A 13,209-nucleotide genomic window follows, 5' to 3' on the forward strand; every position below is an offset into this window, starting at 1 on the left:
CTAATGAAATCGTTAGAATGTAACAAGTTAACCCTCACTTCTACTATTGTAGTGTTAGTAAGGGTTCTGTACATCATATGGAGTCAAGGTTGGTCAACCCGTATATAAATAGTAATCTTGCTTCTCTTGAATGATAAAGCCACACGACTCATATAAATGGAGAGCATTCGGATTATGTACAGCAACTTCCAGCCAAAGTGAATTGTCATCACTTCTTTGCCGCTCAATCACTTGACGTAGTGCTCTGCGACCAATACCTTGACCGCGAACTGTCGCATCTACGGTAAAAGCATTAATCCATGTGATTGAGTCTATCGGAGATACCCTGATTTTACCTACAGTGAGGCTATTAAACTCAATCATAAAGTCATTCTGGATACTATCTTCTGTCAATGGAAGGTACAGATCTTGCGTATCTTCAAGACTCATGTTAAATCCGTCTAGATCGAGTCTTATGAGTTGTGGAACATCTTGTAAAGTAGCCTTTCTAATAGAGACCTGTACATCTTGAGAAATGCTTTCGTCCGGAAGAAGGGGATTATCCATGCCAACTTGTTCATCCCATTTCATCTGGTATTCAGAGTTTTCATATTTGCACGGGATACTCTTTAAGAACATCTCCCCCGATAATGAATTTGCAGGTGTATTTAGTAATAGTAAAGAGTATCCATCAAGCTGAATTTGGTGTATCGCTTGTGTCCAAAGGGAAGTGAATATCCCTTGGCGGCGATAATTTTGGTGAACCATACCACAGATTTCAACTTGGCTGCCCCATCTGTATACTCCTAAAAATCCGATGAGCATGTTGTCGTGGTTATAATGTAAATAATCCTGCTTTTCATCAGCATTTCGATGACTTAACATCTCCCAGTTCAACTTTAGAGATAACCCATCCGCTTGTTCACAATGTTGCTGTAAAGATTGAATTTGTTGAAGCTGTTGTTCATTAAGCAACCCTATTCCTCCTTAAATTAGTGCCTCTCCCATGAGAAGCAGATTATTGAATTGATGTTGAGTGATCAAATTGTACTATTTCATAGTCGTAAAATCCAGATTGATTTAGATAAATACCAATACATAATCATGTCGAGTGGAGCATATAGATGTTATGGGGAACGTCCGTGACGCTGGGAGAGGGAAACCGTCCGATAGAGCCATCCTTAGATTGATGGAGGCGGACGGATATGACGATTGAACAGCTTATTTCACTGCTCGTACTTATTGTTATGATTATTGAGTTAGCCGTAAGAAAAGGAAAATCGTAAGACAGAAGCACTAGAACAAAGTCGATGACAGCCCATATCACTTCAATTCACTATTGATTTTTAATATGTGAATTGAAGTGATTTTGGTTTTGAGTTTCTATGGAGCTGGAATAGGATGTCATCAGTTGAAGAGGGGACACGGGTGCAGGTATATCTGAGAAATCTAGAAATCTAGAAATTTAAACGAAACTTAAACAAAAGCCATCTTTCTTCTTAACCCTGGGTAGTTATGATAAGTATCGAGGTGATCAGATTGAGTGAATTTATTATAACTACCCACGATTTGTCTAAACGTTACGGATCAAGAAAGGTAGTTGAGAAAGTTAATTTAGAGATTAATAAGGGAGATATTTATGGTTTCTTAGGGCCAAACGGAGCAGGGAAAACGACGACTATTCGGATGTTGCTTGGTCTAATTAAGCCTTCAAGTGGTTCTGTACATATGTTTGAGAAGAATCTTAAACAGGAAAAAATGGCCATTCTTCGTAAAGTAGGCTCACTGGTGGAATACCCTTCGTATTATGGTCATTTAACAGCTTATGAGAATCTTGAAGTTATCAGGCGCATATTGGAGGTTCCTAAATCACGAATTGATGAAGTTCTATCTATCGTTCGGCTTACTAAAGATGCAAGAAGATCTGTTAAAGGTTATTCACTTGGCATGAAACAGCGACTCGGAATAGCAGCTGCTTTGCTTGGGCAGCCAGAGCTGCTTATTCTGGATGAGCCGACCAATGGACTTGATCCTTCAGGAATATTAGAGATTCGGGAACTTATTAAGAAAATGCCACAGGAGGAGGGGATCACGGTGCTTGTATCAAGTCACTTACTGAGTGAAGTCGAGCAGATGGCGAACCGAGTCGGAATTATTCAAGAGGGGAATATGTTATTTCAAAATTCGATAGAAGTCCTTCGTCAACGTGCCAAAAGCAAAATCCGCATGGTCGTGACAGAACCTGAGATTGCATTACGTACTGTAGCGGCAGTCGGTTGTTATGCGAAGTTAAAAGAGTCCGCTCTAATATTTGAAGGTATTTCAGATGAGAAAATAGCAAGAACGATTGAAGCACTCGTTAACAATCAGCATGATATATATAGAGTAGAAGAGATCACAACCTCCTTAGAGGACATTTTCTTAGAACTGATCGGGGAGGGGCAGAGCTTATGATGGCGCAAGTTCTGGCTTCAGATTTTTCAAAGATTCGTAGAACGGCCATTTGGTTCCTCGTTTTCTTGGGGCCTGTGGGGGTGATTGCATTGCAGGCTGTTAATTTTGGGCTACGGTATGATTATTTAACGGACTTGTATGCTGCTGACTTATGGGCTGGCGTATTAATGAATGTACAGTTTTTAGTGACGCCGACCATCATCCTTGGTATTACAATCATTACGTCAATGATCGCGAGTATAGAGCATCAAATGAATTCATGGAAGCAGCTATTGGCACTACCTATTACAAAATCCAGTGTTTTTACAGCTAAATTTGCGTTAAGTGTTATTTTATTATTAATATCTTGCACTTTACTTGCTCTGGGAACTGCTGGACTTGGAGTGGCGTTGAAATGTGGCTCGGATATTCCGGTTCTTGAGCTAATTAAACAAAGTTTTTATCCATTGTTTACATTTTTACCTGTATTAGCGTTACAACTGTGGTTAGCAATTACGCTGCGAAATCAAGCTATTCCACTTACGATTGGAATCATAGGTACGATTCTCTCTTTGTATGCGTTCAGTTTATCTCAATGGATCGTTTCCAAATGGCCCTTACTTGTGAATGAGACTAATGTACGAGAGTACTCTGTACTTGCAGGTATTGTTGTGGGCTTATGTATTTTTAGTATGGGATTATTTGATTTCTTAAGACGGGATGTGAATTAGCATGAAAACCTTGATTAATATATTGGGTTCTGAGTGGTTAAAGGTGCGTAAATCCAATATATGGTTGCTCGTTTTCGTTAGTCCCATTCTGTCATCGCTATTAGGATTTTTTACGATTAAAGAAGAAGGATATGATTATAATTGGATCATGTTACTTTCTACGATGGTACTTTTACATGCGTTGTTATTTTTGCCACTGTTGACAGGGGTGTTTGGGGCTTTTGTATGTCGTTATGAGCATGGGAATGGAGGGTGGAAACAGCTGCTTGCACTGCCAATGCCACGTACAACGCTTTATATGGCTAAGTTCATTATCGTGGTGATCTTACTGGCGGTGACCCAAATTCTATTTATGACTGGAGTGCTTAGCGTTGGTTGTATAAGTGGGATCAAAGAATCCATCCCGTGGAGCGTGATCGTGCGTAGTATTTATGGGGGCTGGATTGCAGCGTTACCTCTAGCAGCACTTCAATTATTGGTTTCAGTTGCTTGGTCAAGCTTTGCGGCACCACTTGCACTCAATGTCATTCTAACACTTCCGAACATGTTAGTTGTTAATTCAGAGAAATTCGGGCCTTTTTATCCGTGGGCGCAGCCCGTACTTTCTATGATTCCAAAGTCACAAGAAAGCTTGGGCGCATATCATGTATCTTTTGACACATTGCTTTACGTCATTCTAGGAAGCTTTATTATCTTCTTAAGTTCAGGGTTGGTTTATTTCCAAAGAAAAGAAATATAAGAAATTAAGGCAGGAGAAGTCTGTGAGAAAAATATGTAAAGTATTAAAGAATATATTTGTTACGTTCATTGCTATTATTTTATTTGTATCAGTATCTGTTTTTATTTACCATAATTATCAATTAAGCAAGGAATCAGCATTAATTAATAGTGAAGGAACATTAGTTGATTTTAATAACAAAAAAAATTAATGTATATAATGAAGGTAACGGTGAGGGTAGGTATGTATTTATGTCTGGCTCTGGGATAGCTGCTCCTGTTTATGAAATGAAAGGACTATATAGCAAGTTTTCAAAAGAAAATAAGGTTGCTGTAATTGAAAGAGCAGGATATGGATACAGTGATGTTTTTAACGATAACAGAGATATTGATAAGATATTAGAACAAACTAGAGAAGCGCTTATTCAAAGTGGGAATAAACCACCATATATATTAGTTCCACACTCATTATCAGGGTTAGAAGCTATTTACTGGGCACAAAAATACCCAAATGAAGTGAAGGCAATCATTGCTTTAGATATTGGTTTACCTCAAGAGTATGTGACTTATAAAATGGACTTAATTGATTCATTAACAATAAGAGGAATGAGTATTTTAACTAAAATTGGTTTTCATCGACTAGTTCCTTCTGCTACTTATGATCCTGAAGTGATTAAGCAATCCTTTTTAACTAAGCATGAAAAAGAAATTTTTAAAGCAATATCGTATAAACAGGTTTTTAATGATGATATGGAGCAAGAGAAGTTACAGAATTATGATAATGCTAAAAAATCAGTTGATCTATCAATACCCAAAGAAACACCAATCTTATTTCTGTCTGCGTATACTGATCAAAATGAAAACTCGGAATTTACAAAAGAAAAAAATATAAAATATGAGAAGTTTTCAGAACAATTATTAATATCAGAAGTGAAAAAAGTTAAAGGGAAGCATTCTATTTATTTATATGCTCCTGATGAGATATATAATCTTGCCATGAATTTTATTAATGAAAAAGTTGAAAATAAATAGTTGGGTACTTTCAACCATAGAGGATACAGGTGTTTTATTGTATAGTTTTTCACTTCAAGAACAGATTTTGCTGTTGAGCATATAAAAACAATCAAAAAATGCTTGATAAAGATTATCATTCTTGGTAGAATATAAAAAGAAAGAAGAAACCAGTTGAGGTTTCTCCTGTTTTACAGCCATTATTTTGTTTCAAAAGTTTTACAGTCCGTTTCAGCAGAAGTGTGAGCTTCTTTTACATTGTTACTAACAATATAAATGGATGTTGCACTGCATCTGTTTTCATTAGCCCAGTGACGGCATGAATTAACTTCGCATAGTACATCTTTTGCCATTATATTTCACCTCCTTTGAGAGTGTGACACAAATAATGTATCTGCTAATACAAGTTGGAGCTTGTATCGGTAGATGGTTTCCCCTTATAAATAAGGGGTTATTTGTATTTTGTTCAGATGAACATATCTAGCTTAACTTAATTGTTCTTTTTTTGCAATATTTGAGCTATCGTTGTCCATATATGACTTTGACGAACATATGCTGAGAATCATTTCATATTATCGATTAAGTGAATTGATTGTTACTAATCGGTTACGTTTTTGTTCTCCGTCTATGAAAAGTATCTAGTATGATTATTGATATAGTTAAGGTGTTCATTTTATTTTATATAGAGAAGGAGGCTCGAGCTTCAAGATTGATAGACAAAATACACAATTCAAGGAGTCTTAAGTAAATGTTATCATACAAAAAAATGTCGGTTCTTATTCTATTTATATGTTGTTTATTCATCTCTAACACCGCTCAGGCAACTGGAAGTCAAGAATATAAGCTAGGTATCAACGATAAAATGTCAAAAGTCACTGTGTATTTAGATAAAGGGGTATCCTATGTTTCTGTTCGTGATTTTGCGGACTCTATGAAACTAACAATGAGAGGTTCGGCAGAACAAATCGTACTGAGCAATGAAAAAACATCTGTAACATTGTTAAAAACTAAAAATAAGGCAGTGACTACGGATGGACGTGGACATTCAATACAGTTCATAGAGAGACAAGATAAGATGATGATTCCTTTGCGGTTCTTAGCAGAGCGTTTCTCATATACGATGTCGTTTCAATCAGAGAGTCACTTGTTCAGAGTAACGGACAAATCTGCTAAATTAAGTAATAAACAATTTATAGATTTGTATAAAGATACTTTGAAGCAACAACAGCCTTCGACAGTAGTGAAGAAGAATGGTAATAAAGGGAACAAGAAGGTTATTTATCTAACTTTTGATGATGGACCTACAGCCACTTCTACTCCATTACTTAATATTTTGTCCAAATATGATGCGAAAGCCACTTTTTTCATGGTGGGTCCTAACATAACGAAGTACCCTCAAGTTGTAAAACGTATGGTTAAGGAAGGTCACGGTCTTGGGTTACATAGTATGACTCATGTTCAAAGTAAATTTTACAAATCGCCATCCAGTGCTTTACAAGAAATGAATCAGACGAACGAGAATCTATTTAAAGTGACTAAACTTAAAACGAGTCTGATCCGAACTCCCTATGGAAGTAAGCCCTATTTTGGAAAAAGCTATAGAGATGTTGTGTTATCTCAAGGCTACCATTTGTGGGATTGGAATGTAGATTCTGAAGACTGGAAATATAAATATGACAGTCAGAAGATTTACAATAGTGTTCTGAAACAAGTGAATAAAGTTCACAAGGAAAAGGTTACACCGATTATTTTGATGCACGATCAAAAAGCAACGCTCAAAGTACTTCCGCAAATATTGGAGAAGCTCAAGAAGGACGGTTATGAGTTTAAAGCGATTACGAAAGATATGACACCTGCGAATTTCTGGAATGATAAGCGTTAAATTGTGGAAGGGGCTGACCCTAGCGATAGCTTCATTGGAGATCTCATGTAGATCTGAAAGGCCCTGTTCGACAAGGTAATGTTTCTATGATATGGTATAAGGAAACCTAAAGGCATTCCACTCTTTCGAGTGGGGTGCCTTACTGTATATGTATAGGTTTTTTACATTAAATGTCTTATAGCTTAGTTGAAAAGACGTGGAGGTAGTGATGCTATGTTTCTCTCAGTATCCCTGGTCGGGGAAATATCCAGCGACTAATAATAGAGCGCAAAGATCATATATGAAGAGGAGCGAATAGATCATGACAACATTATTTCAAGCAGAGGAACGCACACATCTAAATACATCCGGGCTTCGGAACCTACGTAAAGGAGGACGTCTTCCTGGCGTTGTCTTCGGTAGAAATACGAAGAATGAGATGATTCATATTTCAACAATAGAGTTTCAGAAATGGTTAAAGCGTGGTGCAGTTGGTTTTATCGAGTTACAGCTTGAAGGAAAAGAATCTTTATCCGTATTATTGGAGGAACTACAGCATGATCCAGTAACACGGAATTTGTTGCATGTTGATTTCCAACAAGTACAACCCAACGAAATCATACGCACAAAGCTAGCGTTGAAGATCACGGGCACACCAATTGGTACAAAGCAAGGCGGAGTCGTACAAATTCAGAGCGAGTTCGTTGAAGTAGAGGCCTTGCCGAGATATTTGCCGAATGCGATAGAGTTTGATATCGGTGGTATGAACATCGGGGAATCATTGCTTGTAAGTGACTTGGATTTGCCAGCAGAAGTGACGGTCATTTCTGGAGGGAATGAGCTTCTCCTATCCGTCGTAAAGCCTTAACACAACAGATGTGAGCAATTATAAATGAATTTAGAATACACTTAGAGGAATGCCATGGCTGCGACTAACTTGCAGCCATGGCATTTTTGTTCAAATAAGGTATTTTTATTAGAGGGCCTGAACAGGAATACGATAACTGAAGTAATTCTCCCCTTTTCTTTCAAGATAGATATGGGTATAGGGCACTCTTGATATATTGCTAGGTTCCACCATAATCATAGATACAAACGATAGTCGTACGAATGAACGGATATGGCTTAAACTAAGTGATTTTATGCTAAAATAGTATTAAAAATTAAAATTTTCCAGTCCAATAATTTCGCCAATGGAATGCTGTAGGGACGATTTTGACGAGAAAAAGATGATTCTCTTTAAATAGCACGGGCATGGATATTGTTGCTGCTCCTCAAAAACGTAGGGTGGGGAATAGGGAAGAATAAATATAGGATGAAAAACAGGAGGTTCCATATGATTGATAAGATCGTTATTGTTACAGGAGCAAATTCGGGGATAGGTAAAGCAGCAACTCTAAGATTTGCGACCGAAGGATATCGTGTTATCATGGCTTCCCGTAACATGGAAACTAGTAAAGTAGTACAAAAAGAAATCACAGAAGTTTCAAACAACACTAATGTAGATCTGATGGAGCTTGATGTTTCTTCTTTTGATTCTATTCGTACATTCTGCTCAGATGTTAAAGCCAAATACCCTCGTGTGGACATCTTAATACATAATGCCGCTTACTTAAATCATGGCGAAAAAGAATATAAACTTAGCCCGGAACATATCGAATTGTCATTTGCTACGAATACATTTGGCCCTTTTTTAATGACTCATTTATTAGCAGATCATCTTGAAAAATCGCAAGATCCGAGAATCCTTAACGCTTGCACGACAAATATCAAAAATTTCTTCGATCCGAAAAGGAACATCGACTTCGATAATTTGTGTGGTGAATTCCGGAATATACGACGTTATAGCGCATATAAGATGTACGGTGACTCGAAAATGGCGTTATTGATCTTAACCTTCAAGATGGCAGAACAATTTAAAAGCCGGGGGATTAAAGTTAATGCTCTTCAGATAAACCGTGTGAAACTATCAAAAGAAACGATTAATAAACTAAGCTCTGTTTGGAAAGTACTTGCATGGACTCAAAATCTGACTAATCCTTTACCATCTGGCATGGCAGATAACTATTTTAATATTTGCACTTTGGATGAATTCAGCAATGTTACAGGTCAGTTAATTAACCATAAGAGAGAGTTTATTCAGCCATCCACAAGCGAAAAAGGCATTGCACAATTGAAGAACATATTCGGTTCGGGAAGTTATCCCAAATACGCGAGCGATAGTCAAAATGCTGAAAAAATATGGAATTTGAGCACCAAGCTAACTAAACACTAGCTATTTATGCGAATGTGCTTGGAGCAATAAGCATTACATGGGGAGTTAGCTCAGTTGGGAGTACGTAGTGGTTGGTTACACTACCCAAAACAGCAATATTCGTTCATAAAATACTCCCCCTATTTTAAAATTGTAAACACATGCAAACGCCGGACGTGATTAAACGTGTCCGGCGTTTGCATGTGTTAGCCTCTCGCAAGGACTATCTATCATGTATAGGTCTCAGGGATATAATATAGATTTCATTTTTTTGATCTTACGGATATCAATAGGGTGATAGTCTTATCTTTATAGTTCATAAAAAGGAAAATCAAGGAAGGTGTCGAATTTTAAGTAATAACGCACATGAATTTTCTGCTGAGGGGAGTCCATTATGTATCTATCAGAAGTGAGAATTACAAACTTTAGAAAATTTGGTCAAGGAACTGACGGAGAACCTGGATTGGCTCTTAGCCTGAATAAAGGTTTAAATGTTTTTATTGGTGAGAATGATGCTGGTAAAACTACAGTGATTGATGCCATAAAGTTCGTGTTGTTGACTCAAAGTAGAGAGTATTCCAGATTGGAAAAAGAAGATTTTCACGGTACATCAAGTGAAATGAAGATTGAGTGTATTTTTAAAGGTTTTACTATAAATCAGGCAAAGGATTTTTTGGAATGGATCGCAATTGATTTAGATAGAGAATACACTCTTCGCGTTTTTTTAAGCGCCAAAAGAGATGTTAAAGGGAAAATACTAATTGATGATATACGTGCAGGAAATGATAATGAGGGGCAGATTTTACATAGCAAGGCGCGTGACTTACTTAGAGCTATTTATCTTAAGCCTCTAAGAGATGCTGAAAATGAGCTTGCCGCTAGAAGGAATTCAAGATTGTCTCAAATTTTTCTTTCGCATCCAGAATTCTCGGTGGGGGATGAACATAGATTAGTTGGGATTATCAAGGATGCTAATCAGCAAATTAAAGAGTACTTCGATTATGACGATGTGACTAGTGAAGAAAAAAAGATATTGAAATCACTTAACACATTTTTAATGAAATTCTCTGATAATAAAAATTTGTTGAAGTCAAATATAGAGTTAGCCGCAGTTAACCTTAAAATGATACTAGAAAAGATTGATCTTTTACTAGTCAATACGAAATCTGGCTTAGGTTCACTTAATCAATTATATATAGCAGCAGAGTTATTACTATTACAGATCGAAAAGACGGAAGGCATCAACATTGCTTTGATTGAAGAAATAGAAGCACATTTACATCCGCAGGCTCAGATAAGGGTCATTGATTACTTGCAAGAATTAAGCGAGGATAGTAAGTCTCCTATGCAGATACTCCTGACAACACACAGTGTTACATTGGCTTCAAGTATAAAGTTGAATAACTTGATCATTTTTACTGAAGACAAAGCTTACTCTCTAGCTGAGGGTAATACCAAACTACATAGAGGAGACTATAGATTTTTAGAGAGATTCTTAGACTCCACTAAAGCAAATTTGTTTTTTGCAAAGGGTATCATTATTGTCGAAGGAGACGCAGAGAATTTATTACTCCCAACTTTGGCTGATAAACTTGGAAAATCCTTTACTAAAAATGGAGTTTCAATAGTTAATGTAGGAAGTACCGCAATGCTAAGATATTCAAAAATATTTGTGAGAGAATCTGACCCTCAAATGGTTCTACCTGTTGCAATTATTACTGATTGTGATGAGAAGGTCTCTAGGGTCGATAAAGATTCCGATACTATTATTATGCTTTCGGATAGAAATCCGAAAGTAACAAAAAATGTTAGAGAAATAAAATATAGTGATGGCAATGTTAAAGCTTATGTTTCTAATGAGTGGACTCTTGAATTTGACGTAGCTTGTAGTTATTTAAAAAAAGAGTTGTTTGCAGCTATTCTAATGGCAAAAGATTATATCAATCAAGATAAAGCCTTAACAGAAGAAAGAAAAACAAAAAAGATCAAAGATTCAAGTGATTATATTACAGAAGCTGAAAAAAAGATAAGTGAATGGAATTTTGATGATTCGTTTGAACTGGCTTCAAATATTGTTAGAGATGTAGTGCTAAAGAAAAATATTTCAAAAGCTGTAGTAGCTCAATGTTTTTCTGAAATCTTAAAAGAACGTATTTTCACAACTGAGGACATTCGAGTTATTAGAAGTGACATCTATCTAAAGTATTTAATTGATGCTATTGATTACGTGACAGGAGTTTAGGGGAATGTATAAGTTAAGTGTAACAGATGAAGACATTGAATACGCAGCGAGAGTTCTGAATTTACCGAGTGGTTTTGATGTGCCAAGAGTTAATGCTATAAAATGCATGGAGAGTAGAGATATAGTCGCTTGTCCAGGTAGTGGAAAAACAACAGTCTTACTCGCTAAGTTAATTATTTTGGCAAGGCATGTACCCTTACAAAATAATAAAGGGATATGTATTATTACTCATACTAACGTAGCAATTGATGAAATAAAAGAGAGGTTAGGCGACAAAGCCAGTGAACTGCTCTCATATCCTAATTTTGTTGGAACATTGCATTCATTTATCAGCAAGTTTATAGCCAATCCCGCATTTGTTAATTTTTATTCTTCAAGAATATCAAGGGTATTTGAAGGTGAAGATTACAAATCTCGACTATTAAGAAAATTTAAATCTTTGTATCCTCCATTTTCGGGAAGTAAACTGGATAGATTTCTATACGGAAAGTTAAATCAAAAGTTAAAAGATTCAAAGGATAACATTGCTATATTAAAGGCTAAAGAAGATTTACTCCTGTCACTGGAACTTCATTATATTGATAACATTATTTACCAAGTATCATTCAACAAAAAAACTAGCGCAATAAAAAATCCAAATACTGAATCCTACAAAGAGTATGTAAGATTAATAGATGAACTTCTGAATGAAGGAGTATCCTCTTATAATGATCTACAAGGACTCGCACTGAAGTATGCAATTGAATTTGAAAAGGAATTGTCAAGGATCTTTTCGGAACGGTTCTCATTTGTTTTTGTAGATGAAATGCAAGATACTAGTTCTCTTCAATTGGAGATATTAAATAAGGTTTTTGATAAGCAGAAAGTTGTTTTTCAATGTTTTGGCGATCCTCAGCAAACAATTTATGAATCTGAAGACAAGGGATGTTCATGGCAACCAAGGGAGCCTCTGTTCATTAAAAATAGTAATCGAATGAGTAAAAGTATAGCAAAAGTTGCAGATGTCGTAGCTCTGCAACCTTATGATATGCAGGGGAGAGAAGAACAAAGAGCTGACTTGCATTCACCAGTGATTATTACATATAAAGATGATGATGTATCACATGTTCTTGAGACTTTCGCCAAGCTAATCATTAAGTATCAACTGAATGAACGGGATTCTTCAACATTTAAAGCTGTTGGTATGGTTAAAGCGAGGAATGAAGGATTATCAATCACCAGTTATTTCCCTGAATTTGATAAGCAAGATGTTAAAAAGAAAGTTAATAAAGATTTTTCTGAACTTCAAAGTTATTTGGTAAAGCTTGAAAAGGAAGTAGTTAACAGAGAAGGTGTTAAGGCTTACTACCATCGATTTATTCTAGCAATCCTAAGATATCTAAGGATTAGAGATATCAGGACTAATGAAGGTAGATTTTTTTCGAACGTCTCTTTTCTGAAATATTTACGTGAAGAAGATGAGAGGTTGTATAAAGCAATCCACAAATACTTTGCAAGAATAGTGCTGAAAATAGAGGAAGGAAAATCTGTACTAATAAGCTTTAAGTATATTATAGCTTTAATAGTAAATCGATTGTTTAATCATGAGGTTGACCTTCGGAATGATCAATTTATAGAAGGAACTGCTAGCTCCCCAACTTTAGTCGTTGGAGAGACTAAAGAGAACGTATACACCTTTAATAACTTAAGTATTGAGATAGACAGTGTACATGGAGTTAAAGGGCAAACTCATACAGCTACGTTATATTTGGAAACCTTTTATTTCTCAAAAACGAATGAAAGTATCATTGAATATTTAACTGGAGGGCAGAAATCAAACATAGAAGTACATTTAGAAAAACACATACGAGTTGCGTATGTTGCTATGACGAGACCCACTGATTTACTATGCATTGTACTTAATGAAACAGTTTATTTAGAAAACAAAGAACAGTTAAAAAGATTGGGTTGGGAACATCAAATGGATGTGCTACAGGAGTGA

10 protein-coding genes and 1 pseudogene are annotated in these 13,209 nt (G+C 36.2%); 9 read left to right on the top strand and 2 right to left on the bottom strand.

All coding sequences use genetic code 11. The annotated features are described in order from the left end of the window. Positions 1-93: 93 nt before the first annotated feature. A complete protein-coding gene (locus tag UB51_RS06040) occupies positions 94-954 on the bottom strand; it encodes a GNAT family N-acetyltransferase (RefSeq protein WP_044876534.1) in 861 nt (286 codons plus the stop codon). 564 nt (positions 955-1,518) lie between these two features. On the opposite strand from UB51_RS06040, the gene UB51_RS06045 reads away from it, so the two are divergent. From UB51_RS06045 to UB51_RS06060, 4 genes and pseudogenes are all read left to right on the top strand, one after another. After that, positions 1,519-2,433 carry an ABC transporter ATP-binding protein gene (locus UB51_RS06045; RefSeq protein WP_044876535.1) on the top strand — a complete coding sequence of 305 codons (915 nt, stop codon included), beginning with the start codon at positions 1,519-1,521 and terminating at the stop codon, positions 2,431-2,433. Continuing rightward, the gene (locus UB51_RS06050; RefSeq protein WP_044876536.1) at positions 2,430-3,143 is read left to right on the top strand and encodes an ABC transporter permease; all 714 of its coding nucleotides are present in this window, start codon (positions 2,430-2,432) and stop codon (positions 3,141-3,143) included. Before UB51_RS06045 ends, UB51_RS06050 begins: the two co-directional genes overlap by 4 nt. Position 3,144: 1 nt before the next feature. Then, on the top strand, positions 3,145-3,882 hold the full coding sequence (locus UB51_RS06055) for an ABC transporter permease (RefSeq protein ID WP_044876537.1): 738 nt from the start codon (positions 3,145-3,147) through the stop codon (positions 3,880-3,882). 22 nt (positions 3,883-3,904) lie between these two features. Then, positions 3,905-4,892, top strand: a pseudogene (locus tag UB51_RS06060) (alpha/beta fold hydrolase). A 179-nt stretch (positions 4,893-5,071) separates the two neighbouring features. Here UB51_RS06060 and UB51_RS26875 read toward each other — a convergent pair. Further along, positions 5,072-5,224: a DUF1540 domain-containing protein gene (locus UB51_RS26875; protein WP_082063047.1), complete on the bottom strand. Its 153-nt coding sequence runs from the start codon at positions 5,222-5,224 to the stop codon at positions 5,072-5,074. 395 nt (positions 5,225-5,619) lie between these two features. Here UB51_RS26875 and UB51_RS26880 point away from each other — a divergent pair, with 395 nt between their 5' ends. From UB51_RS26880 to UB51_RS06085, 5 genes are all read left to right on the top strand, one after another. Continuing rightward, a complete protein-coding gene (locus UB51_RS26880) occupies positions 5,620-6,753 on the top strand; it encodes a polysaccharide deacetylase family protein (RefSeq protein WP_044876538.1) in 1,134 nt (377 codons plus the stop codon). A 301-nt stretch (positions 6,754-7,054) separates the two neighbouring features. Further along, entirely contained in the window at positions 7,055-7,600 is a 546-nt protein-coding gene (locus UB51_RS06070; RefSeq protein ID WP_044876539.1) for a 50S ribosomal protein L25, read from the top strand. 468 nt (positions 7,601-8,068) lie between these two features. Then, positions 8,069-9,007 (top strand): SDR family NAD(P)-dependent oxidoreductase, encoded by a 939-nt coding sequence (locus UB51_RS06075; protein ID WP_044876540.1) that lies wholly within the window; start codon positions 8,069-8,071, stop codon positions 9,005-9,007. A gap of 373 nt (positions 9,008-9,380) precedes the next feature. Continuing rightward, a complete protein-coding gene (locus UB51_RS06080; protein ID WP_044876541.1) occupies positions 9,381-11,228 on the top strand; it encodes an AAA family ATPase in 1,848 nt (615 codons plus the stop codon). Positions 11,229-11,232: 4 nt separating this feature from the next. Further along, complete coding sequence (locus tag UB51_RS06085; RefSeq protein ID WP_044876542.1) at positions 11,233-13,209, top strand: UvrD-helicase domain-containing protein; 1,977 nt, start codon at positions 11,233-11,235, stop codon at positions 13,207-13,209.

Origin of the sequence: Paenibacillus sp. IHBB 10380 (assembly GCF_000949425.1) — a bacterium.
Taxonomy (GTDB): Bacteria; Bacillota; Bacilli; order Paenibacillales; family Paenibacillaceae; genus Paenibacillus_AQ.